Source organism: Streptomyces sp. NPDC127092 (genome assembly GCF_042722475.1).
Taxonomy (GTDB): domain Bacteria; phylum Actinomycetota; class Actinomycetes; order Streptomycetales; family Streptomycetaceae; genus Streptomyces.
The window spans coordinates 89,547-113,646 of record NZ_JBHXFE010000023.1 but is presented as its reverse complement, the minus strand read 5'-3'; the positions used below and the strand labels follow the sequence as shown (position 1 = coordinate 113,646).

General features: G+C 72.8%; 25 protein-coding genes. 13 read left to right on the top strand and 12 right to left on the bottom strand.

Translation table 11 applies throughout. The features are described from left to right. Positions 1-1,583 precede the first annotated feature (1,583 nt). The 7 genes from ACFWJO_RS20555 to ACFWJO_RS20525 all read right to left on the bottom strand — a co-directional run bounded on the left by ACFWJO_RS20555 (position 1,584) and on the right by ACFWJO_RS20525 (position 9,493). Positions 1,584-2,585 carry a glycosyltransferase family 2 protein gene (locus ACFWJO_RS20555; RefSeq protein ID WP_386867040.1) on the bottom strand — a complete coding sequence of 334 codons (1,002 nt, stop codon included), beginning with the start codon at positions 2,583-2,585 and terminating at the stop codon, positions 1,584-1,586. A gap of 37 nt (positions 2,586-2,622) precedes the next feature. Further along, positions 2,623-3,708 (bottom strand): glycoside hydrolase family 113, encoded by a 1,086-nt coding sequence (locus ACFWJO_RS20550; protein WP_386867038.1) that lies wholly within the window; start codon positions 3,706-3,708, stop codon positions 2,623-2,625. A gap of 21 nt (positions 3,709-3,729) precedes the next feature. Beyond that, positions 3,730-5,232: an O-antigen ligase family protein gene (locus ACFWJO_RS20545; RefSeq protein WP_386867036.1), complete on the bottom strand. Its 1,503-nt coding sequence runs from the start codon at positions 5,230-5,232 to the stop codon at positions 3,730-3,732. After that, complete coding sequence (locus ACFWJO_RS20540) at positions 5,229-6,686, bottom strand: oligosaccharide flippase family protein (RefSeq protein WP_386867034.1); 1,458 nt, start codon at positions 6,684-6,686, stop codon at positions 5,229-5,231. The genes ACFWJO_RS20545 and ACFWJO_RS20540 overlap by 4 nt, the downstream gene beginning before the upstream one ends. Next, complete coding sequence (locus ACFWJO_RS20535; protein ID WP_386867032.1) at positions 6,683-7,459, bottom strand: WecB/TagA/CpsF family glycosyltransferase; 777 nt, start codon at positions 7,457-7,459, stop codon at positions 6,683-6,685. Before ACFWJO_RS20535 ends, ACFWJO_RS20540 begins: the two co-directional genes overlap by 4 nt. A 64-nt stretch (positions 7,460-7,523) precedes the next feature. Next, positions 7,524-8,396: a hypothetical protein gene (locus ACFWJO_RS20530; protein WP_386867030.1), complete on the bottom strand. Its 873-nt coding sequence runs from the start codon at positions 8,394-8,396 to the stop codon at positions 7,524-7,526. Further along, complete coding sequence (locus tag ACFWJO_RS20525) at positions 8,393-9,493, bottom strand: glycosyltransferase (RefSeq protein ID WP_386867028.1); 1,101 nt, start codon at positions 9,491-9,493, stop codon at positions 8,393-8,395. Before ACFWJO_RS20525 ends, ACFWJO_RS20530 begins: the two co-directional genes overlap by 4 nt. Before the next feature lie 221 nt (positions 9,494-9,714). On the opposite strand from ACFWJO_RS20525, the gene ACFWJO_RS20520 reads away from it, so the two are divergent. The 3 genes from ACFWJO_RS20520 to ACFWJO_RS20510 all read left to right on the top strand — a co-directional run bounded on the left by ACFWJO_RS20520 (position 9,715) and on the right by ACFWJO_RS20510 (position 14,777). After that, complete coding sequence (locus ACFWJO_RS20520; protein ID WP_386867026.1) at positions 9,715-12,336, top strand: AAA family ATPase; 2,622 nt, start codon at positions 9,715-9,717, stop codon at positions 12,334-12,336. Between the two features lie 132 nt (positions 12,337-12,468). Beyond that, positions 12,469-13,608, top strand: coding sequence for a non-hydrolyzing UDP-N-acetylglucosamine 2-epimerase (gene wecB, locus ACFWJO_RS20515; RefSeq protein WP_386867024.1), 1,140 nt, complete (start codon positions 12,469-12,471; stop codon positions 13,606-13,608). Next, positions 13,605-14,777 (top strand): hypothetical protein, encoded by a 1,173-nt coding sequence (locus ACFWJO_RS20510; protein WP_386867022.1) that lies wholly within the window; start codon positions 13,605-13,607, stop codon positions 14,775-14,777. Before wecB ends, ACFWJO_RS20510 begins: the two co-directional genes overlap by 4 nt. A gap of 130 nt (positions 14,778-14,907) precedes the next feature. On the opposite strand, the gene ACFWJO_RS20505 is transcribed toward ACFWJO_RS20510, so the two are convergent. The 4 genes from ACFWJO_RS20505 to ACFWJO_RS20490 all read right to left on the bottom strand — a co-directional run bounded on the left by ACFWJO_RS20505 (position 14,908) and on the right by ACFWJO_RS20490 (position 16,764). Continuing rightward, positions 14,908-15,612, bottom strand: a complete 705-nt coding sequence (locus tag ACFWJO_RS20505) for a sugar transferase (RefSeq protein ID WP_386867020.1) — start codon at positions 15,610-15,612, stop codon at positions 14,908-14,910. Positions 15,613-15,729: 117 nt separating this feature from the next. Then, a complete protein-coding gene (locus tag ACFWJO_RS20500; protein WP_386867018.1) occupies positions 15,730-16,059 on the bottom strand; it encodes a plasmid stabilization protein in 330 nt (109 codons plus the stop codon). A 148-nt stretch (positions 16,060-16,207) separates the two neighbouring features. Continuing rightward, positions 16,208-16,420: a CsbD family protein gene (locus ACFWJO_RS20495; protein WP_386867016.1), complete on the bottom strand. Its 213-nt coding sequence runs from the start codon at positions 16,418-16,420 to the stop codon at positions 16,208-16,210. A gap of 80 nt (positions 16,421-16,500) precedes the next feature. Then, the gene (locus tag ACFWJO_RS20490) at positions 16,501-16,764 is read right to left on the bottom strand and encodes a GlsB/YeaQ/YmgE family stress response membrane protein (protein ID WP_384408177.1); all 264 of its coding nucleotides are present in this window, start codon (positions 16,762-16,764) and stop codon (positions 16,501-16,503) included. A gap of 345 nt (positions 16,765-17,109) precedes the next feature. Between ACFWJO_RS20490 and ACFWJO_RS20485 the strand changes: the two genes are divergently transcribed. From ACFWJO_RS20485 to ACFWJO_RS20440, 10 genes are all read left to right on the top strand, one after another. Beyond that, a complete protein-coding gene (locus ACFWJO_RS20485; RefSeq protein ID WP_386867072.1) occupies positions 17,110-17,448 on the top strand; it encodes a gas vesicle protein in 339 nt (112 codons plus the stop codon). A 36-nt stretch (positions 17,449-17,484) separates the two neighbouring features. Then, complete coding sequence (gvpJ, locus tag ACFWJO_RS20480; protein WP_386867014.1) at positions 17,485-17,943, top strand: gas vesicle protein GvpJ; 459 nt, start codon at positions 17,485-17,487, stop codon at positions 17,941-17,943. Then, on the top strand, positions 17,943-18,656 hold the full coding sequence (locus tag ACFWJO_RS20475) for a GvpL/GvpF family gas vesicle protein (protein ID WP_386867012.1): 714 nt from the start codon (positions 17,943-17,945) through the stop codon (positions 18,654-18,656). The genes gvpJ and ACFWJO_RS20475 overlap by 1 nt, the downstream gene beginning before the upstream one ends. A gap of 28 nt (positions 18,657-18,684) precedes the next feature. Continuing rightward, positions 18,685-18,948: a gas vesicle protein GvpG gene (locus ACFWJO_RS20470; RefSeq protein WP_386867010.1), complete on the top strand. Its 264-nt coding sequence runs from the start codon at positions 18,685-18,687 to the stop codon at positions 18,946-18,948. Between the two features lie 68 nt (positions 18,949-19,016). Continuing rightward, positions 19,017-19,637: an ABC transporter substrate-binding protein gene (locus ACFWJO_RS20465; protein ID WP_386867008.1), complete on the top strand. Its 621-nt coding sequence runs from the start codon at positions 19,017-19,019 to the stop codon at positions 19,635-19,637. Between the two features lie 58 nt (positions 19,638-19,695). After that, positions 19,696-20,910, top strand: a complete 1,215-nt coding sequence (locus ACFWJO_RS20460; protein ID WP_386867006.1) for an SRPBCC family protein — start codon at positions 19,696-19,698, stop codon at positions 20,908-20,910. Between the two features lie 33 nt (positions 20,911-20,943). Continuing rightward, positions 20,944-21,486 (top strand): gas vesicle protein, encoded by a 543-nt coding sequence (locus ACFWJO_RS20455; protein ID WP_386867005.1) that lies wholly within the window; start codon positions 20,944-20,946, stop codon positions 21,484-21,486. A gap of 3 nt (positions 21,487-21,489) precedes the next feature. Beyond that, positions 21,490-22,296, top strand: a complete 807-nt coding sequence (locus tag ACFWJO_RS20450; RefSeq protein ID WP_386867003.1) for a GvpL/GvpF family gas vesicle protein — start codon at positions 21,490-21,492, stop codon at positions 22,294-22,296. Continuing rightward, positions 22,293-22,571 carry a gas vesicle protein gene (locus ACFWJO_RS20445; RefSeq protein ID WP_386867001.1) on the top strand — a complete coding sequence of 93 codons (279 nt, stop codon included), beginning with the start codon at positions 22,293-22,295 and terminating at the stop codon, positions 22,569-22,571. The genes ACFWJO_RS20450 and ACFWJO_RS20445 overlap by 4 nt, the downstream gene beginning before the upstream one ends. Next, the gene (locus ACFWJO_RS20440; protein WP_386866999.1) at positions 22,555-23,028 is read left to right on the top strand and encodes a gas vesicle protein K; all 474 of its coding nucleotides are present in this window, start codon (positions 22,555-22,557) and stop codon (positions 23,026-23,028) included. Before ACFWJO_RS20445 ends, ACFWJO_RS20440 begins: the two co-directional genes overlap by 17 nt. Before the next feature lie 10 nt (positions 23,029-23,038). Here the strand turns inward: ACFWJO_RS20440 and ACFWJO_RS20435 are convergent, their stop codons facing one another. Next, positions 23,039-23,926: a glucose 1-dehydrogenase gene (locus ACFWJO_RS20435; RefSeq protein WP_386866997.1), complete on the bottom strand. Its 888-nt coding sequence runs from the start codon at positions 23,924-23,926 to the stop codon at positions 23,039-23,041. Positions 23,927-24,100: the final 174 nt, after the last annotated feature.

Below are 24,100 nucleotides of genomic sequence, written 5' to 3'. Positions count from 1 at the left end.
CCGTCACCACCACCGGTGCCGCCACCGCCGCCGGTGTCGCCACCGCCCTGGCCACCACCGGTACCGCCGCTGCCGCCGCCGGTGTCGCCACCGCCGCCGCCCTGGCCGCCACCGCCGGAATTGCCGCCGCCCTGACCGCTGTTGTCGCCGCCCTGGCCGCCGCCACCGCTGCCGCCGTGGCCCGGCCGCCGCTCGTTCTCCTGGCTGCCGCCGCTGTTGCCGCCACCCGAGTCACCGCCGCCGCTGTTCCCGCCGCCGGAGTCACCGCCGCCGCTGTTCCCGCCGCCCTGGCCGCCGCCGGAGTCGCCGCCTTCACCGCGCTCGTAGACGCCGCCGTGCCCGAAGCCACCGGCACCGCCGTCGGCACCGCCGAAACCGTCACCAGGACCGCCGTCGAAGCCACCGCCGTGGCCGCCGAACCCGCCTTCGCCCGCGCCGCCGAACCCACCCGGTCCTCCGCCGATGCCGCCGAAGCCGTCACCACCGTGGCCGCCGAACCCGCCGGGCCCGTCACCGCCCAGACCGCCGGGCCCGTCACCGAACCCACCGCCGCCGTGGCCGTCACCGAACCCGCCGGGACCGTGTCCGTCCCCGCCGCCGAACCCGCCGGGTCCGTGTCCGTCGCCGCCCAGGCCGCCCGGTCCCTCGCCGAAACCTCCGCCGAAGCCGTCGCCGGGGCCCTCGCCGAAGCCGCCGCCGAACCCGCCGGGACCGTGGCCCTCGCCGCCGAAGCCACCGCCGAATCCGCCGCCGAACCCGTCACCCGGACCCTCGCCGAACCCGCTGGGACCATGCCCCTCGCCGCCGAAGCCACCCGGGCCGTCGACACCGAGCCCGCCGGGCCCGTGGTCGCCGAAGGAGCCGAAGTCGCCGAACTCCCCGAATTCGCCCGCGCCGCCGAAGCCGTCGGCGCCGCCGAGGTCGTCCAGGAGGGAGCCGCCGTCGCCCAGGCCCTGCGCGCCGAGTGCGTCGCCGATCAGGCTGCCGACGTCCGCGGCCGCCGTGTCCAGCGTGGCGGCCAGCTCGCGCGCGTCGCCCGTGTCGGCGGCGTCCACGTGCGGCGCCGTGGCGTCCGTGGTCGCGGCGTCCGGTGCGACGTGGTCGAGGTGCATGTCGATGCCGGCGAGGGCGTGCGCCGCGTTGCCGAAGAAGAGCGACGACTTGGACAGGCGCGCGTCGAGGGTGGCGGGACCGTCGGCCGTGCCGGACTCCACGCGGAGCCGGCGCAGTTCGGTGACCTGCTCGGAGGTCAGGCCGAGTCTTCGTGCCACCTCGTCCGTGTCGCCGTCGAGCTGGGCCGCGAAGGCCGGGTCGACCGCGAGTCGGGTCATGGCATCGCGATAGGCGTCGTTGTCGGGCATGGGCTGCCTCACGTTCTCCGTCGGTCCGCGTTCACACGTAGCTGATCCCGGCGGGAAGTGGAGGGTCCCCCTGGTCGGCGGCATGGGTGCCATTCCGGCCATCCCAACCGATGCCTGCAGGAACCTTATAGGCGCTGATGGCCGACGTGCGCAAGCCCGGCAGCGCTCCGGGAGATGTCCGGAAACCGACGCTCCGCTTCCAGGCCGGACCTCGCCCCGTCCCTACGCCGCGCGCTGCTCGACTCGCCGTGGAGACGCGGCCGTCGCCTCCGCCAGCGCGTGGGTGTACTCGAGGTCCCAGACCAGGCTGAAGGCCGCCAGTGACGGGCGGTCGGCGTGCAGGGCGTGGAGCAGGCAGCCCGCTCCGATCGCGCCGGTGACGGCGCACCGGCGGGCCGCCGGGGGCCCGCAGACCCGGCGGGCGAGGCGCAGCAGCCAGTGACGCCGCAACAGGTCCTCGCGTACGGACGGCAGTCGTCCGGCGTCGGGGACGAACTGGTCGATGAGCACGTCGAAGCGTGCGCTGAGGGCGGGGATGCGGGTCCAGGTCCGCAGGCTGCGGTCGCTGTCGTGCCAGACGACGGCGGCCGGGTCGAACACGAAGCGGCAGCCGACCCGGGAGAGCCGGAAGCCGAGCTCGACGTCCTCCTGCCGGGCCAGACGCTCGTCGAAGCCGCCGACGGCACGGAAGTCGGCGCGACGGACCCCGAGGTTGCCCGTGTAGCAGTGCGTCCACGCAGGAGTGCTCTCGCCGCGGTCCAGCCGGTCGTACTCCCGTCCCAGCCGGTCCGCGTCCCAGTGCGTCCACGGCGGCATGCGCCGCCCGGGCGGGGCCAGGATCGGGCCGAGGGACACCGCGGGTCCGCCCGCGCGGTCCAGGGCGGCGTGGTGCCGCGCTACCAGCTCGGGACGGGAGATGCAGTCGTCGTCGATGAACAGGACGTACGGCGCGCCGGAGAGGGCCACTCCCCGGTTGCGGCTCGCCCCGGGGCCGATCGACTCCTCGTTGCGGACGACCCGGACGGGGAGGCCGGGGTGGGAGGACCGGACGCGGCGCGCCACCGGGTCCCGGCCGCCGTCGTCGACCAGGATCACGCCGAAGTGCCCGAAGGTCTGCTGCCCGAGCGCGTCGAGACAGGCCGCCAGCTTGCCGGGCGGGCGGTCACGCGTCGCGATGACGACGTCCAGCTCGGTGTTCCGTTGCGTTGCCCGCGTGTCCGCCATCACGTCCGCCTTCCCCTCGTGTCGCCCAGGTCACCGGTCACGTCCACCATCGGCGTACCACCTCCTCGGCGGCCTTTCCCCGCGGCGTGTAGTCGAGGGCGTCGTCCGGGCTGCCGTGCGGCACGACGTCCCAGACCCACCAGAAGACACCGGCCCACCAGGGCTCGTCGCGGAAGCCCGCGAGCAGCGCCTCGTACGCGGCCGCCTGCTCCGCCTGGTCCGGCGTCGTGCTGACGGTCCAGGAGTACGGGGCGGTGGTGGACCCGCGCTGGCTCACGTAGCCCGCTTCGGTGAACAGGATCCGGCGGTCGCGTCCGGCCGCGAACGCCGCCAGCTCCTCCCGGATCGGCCGCCACGCGCGTTCCAGCGCCCGCGCGTCGTGGGTGGGCCGCGTGCTCAGGGGCCAGTAGGCGTCGACGCCGATCAGGTCCACGGCGTCCCAGAAGGCCACCCGGGGGTACTCGTCGTAGTTGGCGGCGTACACCAGGAGGCCCGGATAGTCGGCGCGCACGGCCCGGATGACGGCCAGCCACTCGTCCCTGTCACCGGACACCCCTTCCAGTTCGGTCCCCACGGCGAACTGCTCCACGCCGGTCCCGGCGGCCAGGCGCGCGTAGTGGGTGATGAAGGCGGTGTAGGAGGCGAACCACGCGGCGTGGTCGCGCGGCCGGATGGTGCCCCGGCTCTCGGCGTCCGGCAGGTCGACGTGCGGTTTGAGCAGCACCTTCAGGCCGTGCGCGTGGGCCAGGCCGATCACCTTCCGCACACCGGCGTCGTCCGGCGTCTGCCATACCGCGCCGGCGGGCGCCCGGGTGATCTCGTGGGCGCCGGCGTCGGCCTGGAACCACGTGGGCGTGATCTGGACCCAGCCCGCGCCGACGTCGGCCAGGTGGCGGAGACGGTCGTCGAGTGCCCTCGCGTCGTCGTAGCCGTCCCGCGAGTACGTCGGCAGGGCGAAACCGCGCTGCTGCTCCTGCGCCGGGCCGGTCAGGGAGCCGGTGGAGGATCCCGACGGCACGGCGGTGAGGAGCAGGACGCCCAGCACGGCACCGGCCAGCCACCGTGCGCGGCGCGTCAGTGCGCCGAGCGGACGGAGGCCCGCGCCACGGGAACGGCCGGTCACCGGCACGAGCGCATCGCCTCCTCAGCCCGGGCCCGCCCGCGGGCGGGTCTGCTCCGGCGCACCGCCGCCCGGCACCGGCGGCGGTCCCGCCGAGGCGACGTCGTCACGGCCGCAGAAGCAGACGGCGACCAGCAGCCCCGTCACGGCGGTGACGCCGAGGGTGTTGAAGGCCGGAAAGGTCATGGTGGTGAGGAGCAGGGAGAGCAGGGACGCCCGGCTGCCGACACGGAGGACGTGGAGCCGCGGGTCCTCTCCCGGCGCGCCGCGCCGCAGGACCGCCGCCACGATCACGGCCACCACGAAGACCGCCGCCGGCACCCCGATCTTCCACGCCAGCCACAGGTAACCGTTGTGGATGAACGGCGTGGTCAGGGGGGCGAACGTGTCCTCCTTGCCCCAGGTGACCGTGGCGCCGAAGCCCGATCCGGTCAGCGGCCGGCCCCGGATCTCCTCCAGGACGACCTGCGACTCGATCACCCGGTACGAGTAGGACTCGTCGATCTCGAGCCGGTTGACGGAGAGCACGCGTTCCAGGGCCGTACGGATCTCGCCGGGGGCGAGCACGGCGAGGCTCAGGAGCAGGGACACGGCACCGACCGGCACCCACTTCGCCGCGTTCCGCCGTGCCTGGGCACCCGACATGACCACCACCGTGGCGCAGGCCACCGCCGTCGCCACCCAGAAGGTCCGCTCGTACGTCAGCCAGAGACAGACCGCGTTCAGGCACACCACCGCCGCCAGCAGCCACCGGACCGGGACCGACCGCAGGCGCCCGGACACCAGCGCGGCCCAGGCCAGGGTCACGGCGACCGGGTACGCGTACAGCCCGCCCTGCAGCGAGCCGCGCCCCGCCGAGGTGAGGTCCACACCCCGGCGTATGCCGACGTCGGCCGAGCTCGTGTAGTCGATGGAGAACCCCCACTGGACGAGCCCCCACAGGCCCAGGGCCAGGCCCAGGGCGATCAGCGCCCCCTCCAGACGCCGACGGGCCGCCTTGTCCCGGACCACGGGCCACGCCAGCACGAACGCGCCCACCCCGAGCATCACCCGGCGGGTCTCGTGGCCCGCCTCGCTCACGTCGGCTCCACGGGCGATCCCCCAGGCCAGCGCCACGGCGAGCACCAGCGTGACCGCCGCGGCGACGAGAAGCGGCCTGTCGAGCGCCAGCCTGCGCGACAGGACGAGCCAGGCGACCCGGCACATGCCGAGGAGCATGAGGACGTCGACGAGCAGCAGCCCCGGCCGGCCGGATCCGCCGACGAGGGAGAACTGGTCCTGCACCTCGAACGGCACCAGCACCGTGACCGCGACCAGCACGGACAGGGCGGCCACCGGAGCCCCGAGCGCCAGCGGGATCACCACGACGGCGCCGACGGCCGTGAGCGGGTCACCGGGCAGCAGCGCCCCGAACACGAGCGCGGCCAGCACGGCGGCACACGCCGTGCGCAGCGTGCGACGGTCCGGCCGGGACGCGAGCGGCGCCGGCCGGTGCGGCCGGTTCCGTCCGGCCACGGCCCAGGTCACGGTGACCGCCTCCGGCCGAGGCGCCGGAACAGCAGCCACCCCGACACCGCAAGCCCGGCGGTGGCCCCGACGCAGACGGCGACGTCGTCCGACGCGCCCGAGGCGCGCAGGCTCAGCAGCAGGGCGGCGGTCACCACGAGCTGCCAGACCACCGCGGTCACGACCGGGCGCAGCGCGTGCCAGAGCTCGCGGCCCGAGGTCCCGGCGAGCCGCGCCCCGACGGTGGCGTACAGCGCCGCGTACGGCACGAAGACCGCGAGGTGCGCCAGCGCGGCCCCGCGGATCCCGTCGACCGACACGAGGACCCACAGGGCGGTCGCGGTCGCGACGCACCGGGCGGCCATGACCTTCGCGCGGAAGGCGATCTGTCCCGTACCGGAGAGCGCCTCGCCGATGCAGTTGTCGATGGCGTAACCGATGCCGGCCACCCAGAGCACCTGGAAGGCCGCCACCATGCCGGTCCACTCGGGCCCCAGGACCGCCGGAAGGAGCACCGGTGCGAGCAGGATGCCGACCGGCAGCAGCGGCAGCAGGAGCGCGGACATCAGGCGGACCGACTGCACCGTCCGCTGCCCGCTGGTCTCGGGGCTGGACGCCGCGGCGGCGAAGAGCACCTTGCCGACCTGTTCCGAGAACTGCGTCGAGGGCGCCATGGCGATCGTGAAGGCCAGCGCGTAGAGGCCGACGAGACTCGCGTCGCTCGACAGCCCGACGACCAGGTAGTCGACGTTGGCGGCCAGCATCAGGGTGACGCCGAACAGGAAGAACCACCGGTCGCCGGTGCGTTCGCGCGTCTCGGCGGGGGAGGCGGGCGGGAGCGCCTTCCGGCGGCGGAGCCCCGGCAGGCACAGCGCGGTGGTGAGCACGGCCAGCAGGCCGAACAGCACCACCTGCCGCGCGACCAGCGACCAGATGCCCGCGCCGGCCAGGACGGCGACCACGGCCACCACCGCCGACACGACGTTGCCGGCCGCCGTCGCTCCCGCGAGCCGCCGGAACTGCATCGACTTGTGCAGCAGGGCCGTGGGGATCAGGGAGATCGCGTGCAGCGGCAGGCAGACGGCGAGCAGGGCGACGGCGGGCGCGTCTCCGCCGTCCGCGAAGGTGCCCACCAGGGGCCCGGCGGACGCCGCCATCACCGCGGCGAGCGCCGCGCCGACGAGGAAGCAGCGCCAGAAGGCGCGTACGAGGTAGGCCCGGGTGAGGTGCGGGTGCACCATGATGGCGCCGTACGTGCCGTGGTCCACCAGCAGCGTCGCGATGTAGACGACGGCCGTTCCGACCGCGACGGTGCCGAAGCCGGAGGGCGGCAGCTGGCGTGCGAGGAAGATCAGCGATCCGTACGCGAAGGCCTGGGCGAGCAGATGGCTTCCGGTCATCCACGAGGCCGAGGCGATCAGGCTGCGCCCGGTCGGCGCGCGGGACACGGAGACCGCCTCGGTGCCGACGTTCATGGCAGTGCCGGGCGGCCGGCCGAGGTCGTCGGTGACCCGTCGCGCCGCCACCGCAGACGGAGGGCGTCGACGGCCAGCCGGGCGGTGGTCGGGACCCCGTGGACGAGGTAGCGGCGCCAGAGCCAGGGCTGGCTCGTCAGCCGCCAGGCCCACTCGAGGCAGAGCCGCCGGACGAGCTCCGGGGGCCGTGAGCGGTCGCCGTTGACGAAGTCGAAGCTCGAACCCACCCCCACGAACCAGGTGCCGGGCAGGGCGGGGCGCAGAGCGGACATGACCGCCGTCTGACTCGCGAAGGGCAGACCGATGAAGACGATGTCCGGGGCGGCGGCGACCAGCCTGCGGGAGAGGGCCGCCAGCTCCGCGGCCATGGTCTCGGGCCGTACGAAGCACGGGTAGGTCTCGGCGCGCAGCCCCGGGCTCACCTGCCGGAGCCGGTCCGCGGCCCGCTCCGCCTCACCGGGGCGGCCTCCCGCGAGCATGATCGAGCGTCCTCGCGCTCCCGCTCCGGCGGCCAGCGCGCGCAGCATGTCGGTGCCCGTGATCTGCCCGGGCACGGGGGTCCGCTGGATGCGCAGGGCCACCACCAGCGGCATTCCGTCGGTGACGACGAGCTCGCTCCGCTCGAACATCCGCCGCAGCTCCGGCGACCGCCGGTACTGCCGCAGGATGTCGATGTTCGGCGTCAGCACCGTCCCGCCCCGGCCCTCCGCCAGGCTGTCGAAGACCCGGTCGACGGCCTCGTCGAGCGTCACCGCGTGGATCGGCATGCCCATGAGACGCGCGGTCGGAAGGGGAAGGGGCGATCCGGGAGCGGGGAGCGGCATGGGACTCAGCTCCTCAGGGCTTGCGGCTCAGGGTTTCCGACGGGGGCACGGGAAGCTCGCGGGCGGGCACGGCGACGTCCTCGTCCCGCGGGCGGCGCCGGTGCCGCTCGATCCCGTAGGCCGCGAGGACGCCGAGGAACATCCCACCGGCTCCGGCCATGACCATGACCACGGCCGTGGGCACCTCGTCGACGCGCACCGCCGGGCCGGTCGAGTCGATGCTCAGGGTCGGGTCCACGCCGGACTGGCGGACGAAGGTGAGGAGCTGCAGCCTGCGGGACTCCTCCCCGGCGTTCGGGTCGGCGTCGGTGTTCTTCTGCGCGAAGGCGATGCGGCGGTCCAGCTCGGCCGAGACCGTCTGCCACCGGTCCTTCAGGGCGGTCTGCGCGAACGTCTCCGCCACGCGGACGGCCTGGCCCGGCGCGTCCGCCCGGGCGGTGACCTCGATCATGTTCGTCTCGTCGACCGTCTTGACGTCGACGGCGGCGCGGACGGACGCGGGAGTCCAGGGGGCACCGAGGGACCGGGCGGTCGCGGCCGCCACGCGCTGGGAGTCCAGCAGGCGCGCCACCGTCGACGAGGTCCGCTGGGCGTCACCGGCGTCACGTATGAGGCTGGTGCCGAGGAACGTCTCGTCCGACTGCGAGAGTGGCGTCACCGCCATCCTCGTGGTCGCACGGTAGGAGGGGTCCCGTGGGCCCCACGCCACCACCGCACTCGCGACGAGGGCGGCGACCGTGGTCAGCACCACCAGGGGCCACCACCGCAGGAGGTCACGGAAGGGGACGGAGCCCAGGACGGGCTCCCTGCGGGGCCGCGCCGGGGGCGGTGTGCCGTCCACCGTCGTGGAGGTCCGCAGGTCGCGTCGGGACGGATTCGTCGTCATGCCTGCCGCCTGTACGCGAGAAGGTGCACTTCGACGGCCCGGTTCTCGTCGAACGCCGGGTCGGGGGGCTCGCCGTCGGCCAGTTGCTCGTCGATGGCCCGGTTGAGATCGTGCGGATCGCCCGCCTCGAACGTCTGTGAGGCGAGTTCCCGCAGGCCACCCACGTTCGCCGCGGCGGTCGGGGTGCCCAGCTGACGGGCCACCGCGAGCACTCCGCTCTGGCTGGCCTTGTCATAGGGCAGGACGACGAGGTCCGCCGCCGAGATCGCCGCCGCGAACTCCTCGAGTTCGAGGAACTCGACCCGTGCGGCGACGTCGACGCCGTACGCCTCCGCCAGTTCCGCGCAGTGCGCCCATCCGCCCCGGTCCTCGCCCACGACGGCCAGGCGCCGGTCCGCCGGCCAGTGGCGAGCGCTCTCGATGAGCACGTCGAGCCGCTTCTCAGGCCGGATGCATCCCGCGAAGAGGACGACGGACACGTCCGCACCGGCCCGCCACGCGCTGCGCCACGCGAGCCGCTCCTCCTCCGAGGCCCGGGGCACGAGCTGGACGAGCGGAGAACAGTGCGCCTCGAGACCGCGGCGGCGCAGCACCTCGACGTCCGCCTGCGAGTAGACGACGATCGTGTGCGGGACACGGAGGGCGAGCCGCAGCAGCCAGCCGTCCACCCGGCCCCGCCGCGAGAACGTGTCGTGCGGCGAGTAGACCACCAGCCGGTCCCTGAGCCGCGCGACGCCCAGCGTGAGCAGGGTGAGCGCCCCGGCCGCGGCGATCCCCTCCACATGGAGGACCGCGCCCCGCGGCACCGTGGTGTGCAGGTGCGGCAGGGTACGGCCGACGAAGCGGCGGGCGATGGCGACGGAGCGGCGGAGGCCGCCCGGACGGTCACGCGGCCACCAGGAGCACGGGCACAGGTCGACGCCCTTGACGCTCACCTCTTCGTGCTCGTGCCCGGTGTGGAGCACGACGTGCCGGCCGGAGCGGGCGAGGAGCTCGCCGATGCGGCACGCGTGCTGGAAGACCCCGGCGTACCCCGAGGGCTCGAACAGGTGGATCTCAGGGCCGACGGAGGTGATCCGGTCGGTTTCCGGGCGCATGCCAGTAGTCTCCGGCGGCCCCGCGGGCGGCTTCATCGGCAGTCCGACCCGATTTTGCGCACCGGGGTACCCAGATACAGCCCGCGACGAGCCGTCACACGGCGGCGTGGCGCCGCCCCCGGCAGCCGCCGGGGGCGGGTCCGGGCATGCAGGCGGGCCCGCCCGAAGATCCTTAGACTGAAAGGGCACGGATACGGGACGCACGCACGCTGGGGACACCCGTGACCGACCTTCTCGAACGCGGCGCCGTACTGCAGGATCTCGCGGACTGTCTGGAACAGGCCGAAAAGGGCCACGGCCGGCTGGTGTTGCTGCGCGGTGAGGCAGGCATCGGCAAGACGGCGGTCGTACGGCGGTTCGCGGAGGAGAAGGCCGACGCGGGCCAGGCCCGGGTGCTGCTCGGGGCCTGCGACCCGCTCTCCGCCCCGAGCCCGCTGGCCCCCTTGATGGACGTCGCCCCGCTGCTCGGCCCGCCGGTCACCCAGGCCCTGGAAGCGGGCCTCCGCCGCCGGACCGACCCGAGCGGCCTCTTCGGCAGGGTCCTCGCCGCCCTGGGACGCCAGGCGGGAGGGCAGCCGACGCTGCTGGTGATCGAGGACCTGAACTGGGCCGACCAGGCCACCCTGGACCTGGTGCGCTTCCTGGCCCGGCGGATCGACCGGATCCCCCTCCTGCTGCTGGCCACCTATCGCGACGACGAGATCGGCCCCGCCCACCCCCTCGCGGTGGTGCTGGGAGACCTGGCCTCCTCCCCGGCCGTGCACCGGTGCACCCTGGGGCCGCTGAGCCGCCGGGCCGTCGCCGAGCTGACCGCCGCGGCCGGGCATCCCGTCGACGCCCACGAGCTGTTCGGCAACACCCACGGCAACCCGTTCTACGTCACCGAAGTCCTCGCGGCCCGCAGCCACGGCGTCCCCACCACCGTGCGCGAAGCGGTGATGGGCCGCATCGCCCGGCTCCCCGACCGGGCCCGGGAAACCGCGGAGACGGTGGCGGTCATCGGCCCGCGCGCCACCGAACCGCTGATCGCCGCCGTGTCGCCGGACGCAGCGGCCGGTCTCGCCGACTGCCTGGCATCGGGTGTGCTGTGCACGGACGGCCCGGTGCTGTGCTTCCGCAACGAGCTGGCGCGCCTCGCGGTCTGGGAGTCGCTTCCGGGCTACCGGCGCGCGAGGCTGCACGGCCGGGTCCTGTCGGCCATGCGTTCCGGCCCGGTCGACCCGGGCGACCTCGCCCAACTCGCCTTCCACGCGGAGCAGGCCGGCGACGAGGCGGCCCTCGCCGAGTTCGCCCCCAGGGCGGCTTCCTACGCCGCCGCCCTCGGCGCGCACCGCGAGGCCGCCGCGCTGTACGGGAGCGCCGTGCGCAACCCGGCCGCCACACCGCCCGCGCAGCGCGTCGAACTCCTCGAAGCCCAGGCGCACGAGAGCTACGTGACGGGGAAGCTTCCGGAGGCGATCGAGGCCCGGGAGGAAGCGGCACGGCTGCGCCGCGAGCAGGGCGACCGGCAGGGCGAGGCGGAGGACCTGCGGCGGCTCTCGCGCCTGCACTGGCTCGCGGTCCGCACGCCCGACGCCTGGCGGACGGGCCTGGACGCCGTGCGCCTGCTGGAGGGCGACGGCTCGCCCCGGCAGCTCGCCTGGGCCTACGCCGCCCTCGCCCAGCTGGCCTGCCTCGGCTACGACCCCGTGACGACGGCCGACTACACCCGCAAGGCCGCCGAACAGGGACCGGGCGATCCCGCGCTGCAGACCCATGCGCGGGTCCACGCGGCCCTGCTCGACGTCACCTGCCACGCGCAGGACTGGCCGCAGTTCGAGGACGCCTGGCACGCGGCCATGGCCGAGGACGGCCTCGCGGACGACGCCTGCATGCTCGGAGCGGTGGCCTGCTGGACCGCGGCCCTCCACCACGATCTGCCGCGCCTCGACCGGCTGACCGTCCGCACCTGCGCGTACTGCAGAGAACGCGAACGCCCGGTGTTCCTGGTGCCGGCCCTCGGAGCGGCCGGCCTCGGCATGCTGCACCGCGGCCAGTGGGCCCGGGCCGCGAAGCAGGCCGACGACGTGCTCGCCCGCAACCCCCAGCCGCTGCACCGACTGCTGCCCCTGGTGACGTCGGCCCTGGTCAGGGCCCGCCGAGGGGAACCGGGCGTGTGGCCGCTGCTGGACGAGGCACTCTCCTACGGAGCGGAGGCCGGTCTCTTCCTGGCCGGCCCGGTGTGGGCGGCCCGCGCCGAAGCGGCCTGGCTCGAAGGGGACGACGCCCTCGCCGCTGCGGAGGCGGAACGCGCCCTCAAGGACGTCACCCTCGACACCGACCCCTGGCTCGCCGGGGGACTGCTGCGCTGGTCCCGGCTGGCCGGCGGCATGCCCTCGCAGACGCGGGCGGCCGAGCCGTACGCCCTGGAACTGGCCGGGCACTGGGCCGGGGCGGTGGACGCGTGGGAGAGGCTCGGCTGCCCGTACGACGCGGCGCTGGCCGGCCTCGGCGGCGACGTGCCCGCGATGCGGCGCGCCCTGGAGACCTTCCGCTCCCTGGGGGCCCGGCCCGCCGCGGACCGGACCTGGGAGCGCCTGCGGGCGGCCGGCGTGCGGCGCACCCCGCACGGCAGGCGCGCCTCCACGTGGGCCAATCCGTACGGCCTGACCAAGCGCGAGCGGGAGGTCCAGCGCCTGCTGTGCCAGGGGCTCACCAACCGGGAGATCGCCACCCGGCTGTACATCACCCCCAAGACCGCCGCCCACCACGTGGCCGCCGTGCTCGCCAAGCTCGGCGTCCACACCCGCCAGGAGGCCGCCGTCCCGCTGGACGACGCTCCCTCGTGGCGCACCGGCACCTGAGGTGCCGTCACGGCAACCCGCGGTATCTGGGCATCGCCCCGCGCAAAATCGGGTCCGACTGCCGATGAACCTCCCCGCGCGCCCCAGCAGACTGGCTGCAATCGCGGCGCACCGGACGGAGGAGGTGGCCCCATGGCCCGACGCATTCGCGTGGCCGCGTTCCTTGGCACACGGCCCGAGGTCATCAAGATGTACTCGCCCATCCGGGCACTGCGCGACCTGGATTCGACCTTCGAGACGATCGTGTGTTCCAGCGGCCAGCACGCGGAGCTGTTGTCCGACGCGCTCACGACCTTCGGGATGAGCGTCGACCACCAGCTGGACGTGATGCGCAGGAACCAGCGTCCCGCCGAGGTCGCGTGGAAAGTGGCCCGCTGGGCCGGCGACATCTGCGAGGAGCGACGCCCGGACGTCGTCCTGGTCCAGGGCGACACCACGACCACGATGGCCGCCGGCGTGGCGGCCTTCCACTCGTCGACGCGCGTGGCTCACGTCGAAGCCGGACTGCGGACCTACGACAACAGTGCCCCCTGGCCCGAGGAGGGCCACCGGCGGATCCTCGGCGCGATCGCGGATCTGCACTTCGCCCCCAGCGAGATGGCCGGGGCCAACCTCGTCCGCGAGGGAGTGGCACCGGACCGGGTGTTCCTCACCGGGAACACCGGCATCGACGCGCTCTACTGGGCGCTCTCGCAGCCCCGCCACACGCCCGCGCCCCCCGACGGGCAACGCCGTGTCGTGATCACGACGCACCGGCGCGAGAGCATCCCCGACGGGATCAGGGCCATATTCGGCGCCGTCCGGGAGCTGGCGGGCCTCTACCCCGACGTCCGGTTCCAGCTGGTGCGGCACCCGTCCCCGCCGGTGGCCCGGATGCTGGAGCAGATCATGGACGGAGCCCGCCCGCGGAACGTCGAGGTGATGGCGCCGTGCAGCTACGTCCCGTTCATGCACATGCTCGCCGACTCGTACCTGATCGTGACGGATTCGGGCGGCATCCAGGAGGAAGCACCCGTCCTGGGCAAACCCCTGCTCGTGGTCAACCGCCGCACGGCCCGCGAGGAGCCCCTCAGGGTCGGCACCTCCGATCTCGTCGGCACCGATCAGGACAGCATCGTCGCGGCGGTGGCCGCCCTGCTCGACGACCCCGTGCGCCACGCGCGCATGGCCACGCCCCACGAGCCCTACGGGGACGGTCTGGCCGGCGAGCGGATCGTGAAGATCCTCGGCGAGGAGATCGCACCGGGGACGGCGACGGGGTTCCGGCGATGAGGCCGGCGTCCCCGGTCACCGGGACCAGGATCACCCGCACCGGGACCGTCGGCACCGGGACCACCGGTGCCGCGGCCACCGGTGCCGGGCCGTCCGGCGAGACCGCGGAGGCCGCCCGGCGGATCGAGCGGTGGCTGCTGTCCGGCGGGGCCCGGATCGAGGAGGGCCCGCAGCGCGGAGCGGTCGTCGGCCGGCTGGACCCGGAAGGGCGACCCGAGTTCGTCTACCTCGAGATCACCGGCTACTACCTGACCGCGATGGCCTGGCTGGCCTCGGGTGCGGCGAGTTCCCCGGACCGCGCCGCGGAGGCCCGCGCCCACGGCCGGCAGGCGCTGGACTGGATCACCCGCAGCCTGACGGAGCGGGGCGTTCCGCCGACCCGGCTGTACGTGTCCGGCGCTCCCTCCGACTGGCGGAACGCCGGCGTGTTCACGTTCGACCTGGCGATGGCGGCGCGGGGAGCGGCGACCTTCGGGCAGGTCACCGGGTACGAGGCCTGGAAGGAGCCGGCCGCCGGACTGTGCACCACCATCGACGGCATCACGTCGGGATCCGCCGTCCTGCGGTCCCACGACGCGGTCGCCCGCGCGCCGCTTCCCGACCGCTGGTCGACCCGGCCGGGTCCGCACCACCTGAAAGCGGCCGCGGCCCTGCTCCGGATACCCGACGGCGTGCTCGGGGCGCCTCTCGCCCGGGTCTGCCGACGGACCTGCGCGCACTGGGAGGCAGTGCTGGGGGAGACCTGGCCGTGCCGCGAGCTGCACCCGCTCCTCTACGGGATCGAAGGCCTCCTCATCGGGTCGCCCTCGGCGGACGTCGAGGCGCTGGAGGCGGTCGAGAGGCTGTACGCGCGCCTCATGCGGCTGCAGGCGGCCGACGGCACCCTCACGGAGACGACCGACGGCGGCCTCGTACGGTCCGACGTCCTCGCGCAGGCCCTGCGGATCGGCCGCGTCCTGCGCGGCCGCGGCCGTCTGCGGGGGGACGGCTGGGCCGGACGCCTGGACGACCTGACGCGGGCGCTGCTCGGCTTCGTGCGAGCGGACGGAGGGGTCCGCTTCTCCCGCGACCAGGAGGTCGTCAACACCTGGTGCGCGATGTTCGCCCACCAGGCGCTGCTCGCCGGTCAGGACGGCCTGACCGAGACCGCCTCGGAGCTGCTGGTGTGAACCTCGCCGCGCTGGCACACGTCGACGCCTGCCGGGACTTCCCGGCAGGCGTCGGCACTTCCCGGCAGGCGTCGAGAAGGCTCAGCGAGAAAGGCGAGAAGGGTCAGCGAGAAAGCCTCAGCGAGAAGGCTCAGTAGGCGCCTCGACGGCCGAGCACCGCGGGCACCGTCCTGACGAGGAGCCTGAGGTCCGACCGGAGGTCCCAGGTGGCGATGTAGTCCAGGTCCATCCGCACCTGTTCGGCGAAGGGGATGTCGGAGCGGCCGCTGACCTGCCAGACGCAGGTGATGCCGGGCTTCACGAGCAGCCGCTGCCGCTCCCGCGGACCGTAGTGCTCGCACTCCTCCGGAAGCGGGGGACGCGGGCCGACGAGACTCATCTCGCCGTGGATGACGTTCAGCAGCTGGGGCAGCTCGTCGATGCTCCAACGGCGCAGAACCCGTCCCACCGGCGTGACCCGCGGATCGCGGCGGATCTTGAAGAGGGGGCCGGTGGACTCGTTCAGGTGCAGATACGCCGACCGCTGGCTCTCCGCGCCCAGGCGCATAGAACGCAGCTTGAACATGAGGAAGGGCTCGCCGTCGCGCCCGATCCGCTCCTGCGGATAGAGCACCGGCCCCCGGGACGTCAGCTTGATCAGGCACGCCGCCACCAGAAAGACCGGCGACAGCAGGACCAGCGCCAGCAGGCCGAGAACGACGTCGAGAACCCGCTTCTCGAACAGTTGACGCCTGTTCGCCGCGAGCAGACCGCCCTCGATCCGTGCCGGGACCTCGGTATCCGTGTCCGCGGTACCCGGGTACGTGCTGCCGGTCGGGGCCGTTTCGCGGCGCATGCCAGCAGTCTGCGATGACGCCGGGGCGGGCTCATCGGCAGTCGAACCCCACTTTTCGCGGGGGCGTACCCAGATACGCCCGGCGACGCCGCCCTTACGGGCAGCGCCGCCACGCGGTCAGCTGCCGCTCAGTGAACGCTTCAGCTCGGCCTTGTTCATGGAGGACCGTCCGTGGATGTCGCGGCGCTTCGCCTCGGCGTACAGCTCGTCGTACGTCCGGTCGTCCGAGCCGCCCTTGCCGGACCGCTCGCCGCCGCGCCGCGAGGCGGACTTGCCCTGCGTGGAGCTCTTGCTCGCGCTGCCGGCCTCACCCGACCTGGCGCGTTCCTTGTTCACCGTGCGGGCCGCGATCTCCTTGGCGCGCTTGGTGCTTTCGCCGCGCTGCTCCGCGCTTTCCTTGATGTGCTCGTACTGCCGCTCCCGCTTGGAGCTCGATCCGCGAGGCATGACAGCTCCCTGGTTCGTCGTCGTGTACGGCTGTGCCCCCGTGGCCCGCAAGTGCCCTCTCGGCCGCGCCGGAAACGGCGGGGCCGCACATGGGCGACCCGGACGCGCTCACCGCCGTCCGGGTCGGTCCCCCACGATCGCGCGACCGTCACGTGCGACGGCGCGTCTTGCCCTTGGCCTCGTCCATCGTCCCCTTCGCGTTCCTCGCGGTCTCCCCGGCGGCCTTCTTGGCCTTTCCCTCCATCTGGTCGCCGGCGCCCTTGAGGCGCAGATCCTCCTTGCCCGTGGCCTCTCCGGCCTTCTCCTTCGCCTTGCCCATCGTTTCCTGGGCCTTGCCACGAATCTTCTTGCCCTGAGCCACGCAGATCAGCTCCTCAGCCGAATTCCTTCCTGGCGCCCTCGAGAGGCTGCACGGCGGCTACCCGCGCCCGGGCGACGCAATCACCTTCTCGCGCGGGCCCTGTCCACCAGGGCGACCCCGACCGCGGCAAGGCCGATCTGGATGAGCCATTCGATCCAGTCGACTCCGCTGGTGTCGTCGAGGTCGGCCGCATGGGCAATGGCGGAACCGCCCAGCGCGGCCGCGATGCCGATGAGGATCATGAGCCAGATCGGTATGTGCTGCCGACCGGGCAGGACGAGTCGGCCCAGCAGACCGATGATGGTGCCGATGACGAGAGCGCTGATGATTCCGGAAACTTCCATTGACGCGCCTTCCCTCTGTTCCCTCGTGTGCTCGTCTCGTTCACCGTGCAACTTCCCGGAATGTCCGCATCCATGCCGGTAAGTGCTGATGGGGGCGATCGGTCATTACTCTTCGTGGCGTACGCCAAATATCGCGGATATGGTGGAATGCGAATCGTGGCAGGAATGGAATGCCGAATTTGGTGGTGAACCGTCACGAGTGACGTCGGCAAGCGCAGGAAACACGATCGCGACGAAGCCGAGCCCGAGCGCCCGGCCGAGGCCGAGGCCGAAAACGAGGACGAGGCCGAAAATGAGGACGAGGCCGAGAACGAGGACGTAAACGAGGACGAGGACGAGGACGAGATCGAGCCCGAGAGCGAGGCCGACAGCGAGCCCGAGCCCGAGCCCGAAGCCGCCGATGACGCCGAAGCGCAGGAGCGCGTACCGGCCGCGAAGGCCCTGCGGTACGCCGTCGAGCAGCTCACGGAACTCCTGGGCCGGACCCCCGAATCCGTGTCCGCTCTGAAGCCGACCGATCAGGGTTGGGCGGCGGAGATCGAGGTCGTGGAGCTCGAACGCATTCCGGAGACGACGAGCATCATGGCGACTTATGAGGTTGCGCTGGGCCCGGACGGGCAGTTGCTCGGATACGAGCGCGGAAAGCGCTACCCGCGCTCCCGGATCGACAAGGAGGAGAGCTGAGCGCTGATCCGCCCCTTCGACCGTGAGGAGGTCGACGTGTCTGTCGTGCAACAGGGCGGCGGGATGCCCGGACAGGGTGGAGGCACGGGAAATCTTTATGACGTGGTCGAGTTGGTGCTCGACCGCGGCCTGGTGATCGACGCGTTCGTCCGCGTGTCCCTCGTCGGAATCGAGATCGCGAAGGTCGACGCCCGCGTCGTCGTGGCCAGCGTGGACACCTACCTCCGCTTTGCCGAGGCGTGCAACCGGCTCGATCTGGAGAGCGGCCGCAACGCTCCGGCCCAGCTGACGGACGTCATGGAGAAGACGACGGAGGGGGGCGCCAAGGGCAAGACGAAGGGCGCACTCACCGGGGCCGTCGAGGCCTTCACGGATTCCCTCACCGGTAATCGCGACGAAGAGCGCGAGAAGCAGCCCCGTCACGACGGGAAACGCGCCGAAGACCGCGGTCACGAGCGCCGCGCGCGGCGTTCTTCGGAGGACGGCGAACAGTGATGGCTCTCTACGTCTACGCGATCACCAAGTCCTCGCACCCGCTCCGCCTCGACGGCCTCACGGGCGTGGGCGGCGACGACACGGCCCTGCGCACGGTCGGCCAAGGGGACCTGTGCGCCGTCGTGAGCGAGGCTCCGGAAGAGATCGGCGTGAAGCGCCACGACGTCGAGGCGCATCACGACGTGCAGACCCGGCTGTGGAACGACGGCGTCACGCTGCCCCTGGGCTTCGGCTTCGTCGCCGAGAGCGACGACGCCGTGCGCGCCGTACTGGAAGACGGCGCCGCGCAGTTCACCCAGCGCCTCGAAGAACTCGACGGCCGCGTGGAGTTCAACGTGAAGGGGATCGAGGAGGAGGAGGCCGCCATGCGGCGGATCCTCGAGGACTCCGCACAGGTGCGTGAGTTGAACGAGGCGACGCGTGACGGTGGCGGAACGTACGATGACCGGCTCGAACTGGGCAGGCTCCTGAGCGAGGAGATGACGGCCCGGCAGGCGGCACTCGCCGAGACGGTGCTCGCCGCGCTGAGGCCGCTCGCCCGGGCCGAGCACCTGTCCGAGCCGTCCCAGCAGTACTTCCTGAGCGCCTCGTTCCTGGTCGACCAGGAACGGGCCGAGGAATTCACCAACGCCGGCGCGGAGGTGATCAAGGAGCAGCCCGAGGGTGTCGAGATCCGGATCCGCGGGCCGCTGCCGCCGTACAGCTTCGCCTGACGTCGCCGCGTACGCACAGGGAGGCGCCGTGGGACTGGTGACCGAGATCCTGATACTGCCCGCCGCCCCGTTCCGGGGGATCGGATGGGTCCTGGGCAAGGTCGTGCAGGCCGCTGAGCAGGAGTACTACGACCCCGGCCCCGTCCAGGAGCAGCTCGCCGAACTCGAACGAGCGCGGGAGGCGGGTCGCGTGACCGACGAGGAGTTCAACGAACAGGAAGAAGGGCTCCTGCGACGACTGGAGGAGATCAGGGCCTACCAGCTCCGGAGCGCCGGGTCCATCGGTACGTAGAGCGGCTGGGCCCCGCCTCCCTCAAGGACCGCGCCAGGAGCCCGGGCGGGTGAGGAGAAAGCACCGTCATGAACAACGCCAAGATCGGCACCGCCCTGGTCGGCGGATATGTGCTGGGCCGGACGAAGAAGGCCAAACTCGCGTTCGGGCTGGCCATGGCGCTGGCAGGATCGCGCATCAAGCCCGGACAGCTGGGAAGGACCATCGCGCAGTCGCCCCTCCTGAGCAACGTGAACCAGCAGGTCCGCGGCGAGCTCGTGAGCGCGGGGAAGTCGGCGGCCACCACCGTGCTCAACGCCAAGGCCGGGCACCTGGCCGACGCCCTGCACAGGCGAACCGAGGGGCTGCGGGAAGGGGAGCACGAGGAGGAACCGGAAAGCCGGCGGGACGACGAGGCCTACGAGGACGAGCACCCCGACGACACCGCCGAGCACGACGAGCACGACGAGCGGACGGACGAGGACGAGGACACCGCCGAGCAGGAGGCCCGGGACGAGGGCCGGGACGAGGAGGGCGAGCCGTCCGGCGAGGACGAGGAACCCGAGCCGCGACCGCGACGTACGACGGCCTCTCGCCGTACCTCCTCGGCGGCCACGACCGGAAGGTCGTCGAAGACGTCGTCCCAGAAGTCGTCCGGCACGTCGAAGGGCACCCGGTCGAGGACTACCAGGAGGCGGGACGATGCCTGACGCCAGGGCTTCGGAGCGGGGGACGAAAGGCTCCGCGGGATCCTCCGGGGCGCAGAAGATGCTGGATCGCAATCCCGGCGCGAACCGGCTGGCAGAAGAGTTCGAGACCTACCTCGAGGCACGCCTCGAAAAGGTGCTGACCGGCATGGGCCATCGCATAGGCGACGCGGCCGGCAAGCTGGGCGAGGCCCACATCGGCCCGCGCGCCCTCGCCCGCGGGGCGGGCAAGGGCGGCAGGAAACTGGCCGAGCACGTGCCGGGCAAGGCCGCCCTCACCTCGGCGGCCGCGCGCGTCGCCGACACGACCTCCCACGCCAAGGACAAGGTCTCGCACGCCAAGGACACCGCCGCCCACACCAAGGACGCGCTCGCCGAGAAGGTGAAGGGCGCCAAGACGCACGAGCCCCACCCCTCGGCGTCGGCCGGGCACAAGAGCATGACCGTCATCGAGGACATCGACATCGGCGTCCCGGTGCGCGAGGCGTACAACCAGTGGACCCAGTTCCAGGAGTTCGGCACCTTCGCCAAGGGCGTCGTGTCCGTCGAGCAGCAGGACGACACCACGACCCAGTGGCAGGTGAAGGTCGCCAAGTCGACCCGGGCGTGGAAGGGGACCATCACCGAACAGATCCCTGACGAGCGGATCGCCTGGACCTCGGAGGGGGCGAAGGGCACCACGAGGGGCGTGGTCACCTTCCACCCGCTCGGCGAGAACCTGACCAAGGTCCTGCTGGTCATGGAGTACTTCCCCAAGGGCATCGTCGAGAAGGCGGGCGCCCTCGTCCGGGCGCAGGGCCGGCGTGCCCGGCTCGACCTCAAGGCCTTCCGCAGCTTCGTCATGATGAAGGGCGAGGCCACGGGCGGCTGGCGCGGCCGGGTCCAGGACGGCAAGGTCGTCTCCGGGCCCGACGAGGACGAGGACGGCGAAGCACGGGACGAGGCTCCTGAGGAGGGCGACGCGGACGAGGCCGGGGCCGACGACGGCGGCGACGGATCGGACGAGGACGCGTACGAGGACGAGTACGAGGAGCCGGAGCAGGACGAGGAGGACGACGAGGGCCCGGAGGATGAGGCTCCAGAGGACGAGGCCCCCGAGGAGGAGTACGAGGACGAGGAGCAGGACGAGGAAGGCCCGGAGGACACGTACGAGGACGAGGACGAGGACGAGTACGAGGACGAAGGCGAAGAAGAGGACGAGGACGAGGACGCCGACGAGACCCGGGCCGAAGAAGCGGACGAAAGCCCCCGCGGCCGTCGAGGCCGCAAGAGCTGACGCCCAGGGAGCGAGAGCGAGGTCGAATCCGTCGTGGACGCATCGGACTCCGCAGGCAACTCGGCCGCGCGCTCCCTGTCCCCTTACGGTCAGCAGCAGAGCGCGAACCTCGCCGACATCCTGGAACGCGTGCTCGACAAGGGCATCGTCATCGTCGGGGACATCCGGATCAACCTGCTCGACATCGAGCTGCTGACCATCAGGCTCCGGCTCCTCGTCGCCTCGGTCGACAAGGCCAGGGAGATCGGGATCGACTGGTGGGAGCACGATCCCGCACTGTCCTCACGAGCCGGCCAGGACAGGGAGCTGGAGGCCGAGAACGAGCGCCTGCGCGCCGAGGTCAAGGCACTCCGCGCCCGCCCCGCATCCCGGTCGGAGCTGCCGGAAGGAACGCGGAGCCGCCGGCGCCGTACGCCCGAAGGAGCGGCCGAGGCGGACGAGCCACGGGCCGCTCCCGAGCGCCGGAGCAGACGACGGGAGCCGGAGGGCAGGAAGGCCCGGTCCCGCGACGACTCGGCTACCCGGGCCGAGGACCAGGACGAGGCCGAGGCCGAGGCCGAGGAGCGGCGGGACTGACTCATGGACGGAGAGCTGAGCTACGCGTATGCCGTCGTGCGCCCGACGGCAGCCCTGGAAGAGGCGGTGCGGCAGGGCGTCGAAGGCGTGGGGCCGGGTCCGGTGAGGCTCGTCCGCGCGGGAGGCACGGCGGCCGTCGTCGGTTCCGTACCGGAGAGCGACTTCTCCGAAGCGGCGCTCAAGGTCCACCTGGAGGACCTCGACTGGCTCGAGCGCGTGGCACGGGCACACAACGGCGTCGTGGACGTTCTCGCGTCCCGCACCGCCGTCCTTCCCCTGCGGCTGGCGACGGTCTACCTGGACGACGAGCGGGTGCGCGACGTCCTGCGCCGGGGGGAGCAGACCTTCGACCGCATGCTGGACCGGTTCGCCGAGCACGTGGAATGGGGGGTCAAGGTGTACGCCGAGGCCCCGCGGGCGTCTGCCGCGCCGGACGACGCGCACGAGGACGTCCCCGACCCCGGCCGGGCCTATCTGCGTCGCCGCAGGCAGCAGCGCGAGGACAGGGGAGCCGCCTGGACCGCCGCGGCCGAGGCGGTCCGCAGGATCGAGGCCGAGGTGCGCGAGGTGGCCGTGGAACGGGCGCGCCACCGGCCCCAGCAGGGCCGGCTCGCCGTCGGAACCGGGGAGAACGTGGCCAACGACTCCTACCTGGTGCCGCGCACGCGTTCCGACGAGTTCCGGGAAGTCGTCCTGCGCTCGGCGCGGGACCTGAACGGCGTCCGGGTCGAGATCACCGGGCCGTGGGCCCCGTACTCGTTCGCGGTGCTCCCGGGCCCGGAGGCCCCGGAAGAGGTGCGCCGGCCGTGACGGCACGCGACGATGACAGGCTCGCGGACCGCCAGGTGGCACTCATCGACCTGCTGGACCGGCTGCTGAGCGGGGGAGTGGTGCTGACCGGCGACCTGATCCTGTCGATCGCGGACGTCGACCTGGTGAAGATTTCCCTCCGCGCCGTCATCGTCGCGGCGCAGGGAGACGACCAGTGGGCCCTGACGTCGCTCCTGCCGGGCATACGGGAAACCCCGTCGCAGGAGGCCGCTGTGCGAGAACTGGAGGGACCGCACCATGACGGGCCCCGCTGACCGTACCGGCGCCTCTGACCGTACGGCGGGTTCTGCCGACCGTACCGGCGCCTCCGACCGTACCGGCGCGGCCGCGGCCGACCGCCGTCGCGAGGTCGCCGTGGCCGCGCAACGCGCCTTCTCCCTGCTGCCGGCACGCGCGGACGACCTGTCGGCGGTGGACAGCGGGGCGGCGGCGGGACGTGCTGCCCGCCGTCTCCACGCTGACCCCGACACCGTCGAGCGGGACCTGGTCACGCTCGTCCTGACCATCGTCGAGCTCCTACGCCAGTTGATGGAGCGTCAGGCGCTGCACCGCGTGGACCAGGGCGACCTGACCGAGGAGCAGGAGGAGAGACTCGGGCTGACCCTGATGCTCCTCCATGACCGGATGATCGAACTCTGTGACAGCTACGGCCTCACGCTCGAGGACCTGAACCTCGACCTCGGCCCCCTCGGCACCCTCCTGCCGCCCTGAGGTGTCACTCTCACGGCAGAGGCGTGCCGCCGGTGGCGTTGACGACTCCGCCGGTGAGGTAACCCGCCTGGTCGCCGGCGAGGAACACGTAGGCCGGCGCCATCTCGGCCGGCTGTGCCGGACGGCCGAGGGGGGACTGCTTCCCGAACTCCGCCGTCTCGGGCATGGTCGCGGGAATGAGGGGGGTCCAGACCGGGCCCGGCGCCACCGCGTTGACGCGGATGCCCTCCGGGGCGAGCATCTGCGCCAGCCCCTGGGTGAAGTTCACGATGGCCGCCTTGGTCATGGCGTAGTCGAGAAGCGGCGGGCTCGGCTTGTACGCCTGGACCGAGGTCGTGTTGATGATGCTGCCGCCCTTCGGGATGTGCGGAAGCGCCCGCTTCGTCAGCCAGAACATGCCGTACAGGTTGGTCTTCATCACCCGGTCGAACTGCTCCGTCTCGATCGCGGCGATGCCGTCGGGCTGAGCCATCTGGTACGCCGCGTTGTTGACGAGGACGTCGATCCGGCCGAACTCCCGCACCGTGCGGTCGACGAGTGCCTCGCATTGCGTCTCGTCCCGGATGTCGCACGGCACGGCCACCGCCCTGCGTCCGGCCTCCGTGACGAGGCGCGAGGTCTCGCGCGCTTCCTCCTCCTCTTCCGGAAGGTGGGTGAACACGACGTCCGCGCCCTCGCGGGCGTACGCGAGGGCGACGGCCCTGCCGATGCCGGAGTCTCCGCCCGTCACCAGCGCGACCCGGCCTTCGAGGAAACGGTGCCCCTCGTAGGTCGTCTCGCCGTGGTCGGGGACCGGATCCATCGGAGGGGTCCATCCGGGATGTTCCTGGTGCTGCTCGGGAAAGTCCGGGCGGGGATGGGCCGTCACCGGGTCGCGTCCTTGCTGCTGCTCCGCCATGCCGGCTCGCCACCTCTCTGCGCTCTGCCACCGGTCGGAAGCGGTCCGGGGGGGCGGGGGGGCCGCCGGACCACGGCCGGGTCCGCTTAACCACGTGTCGTCGGTGTCCCTCAGGTCTGGGGTTATGTCCCCGGACAGTGTGATGTGGCCGCGCCCAACACCGCCCTCCCGCCC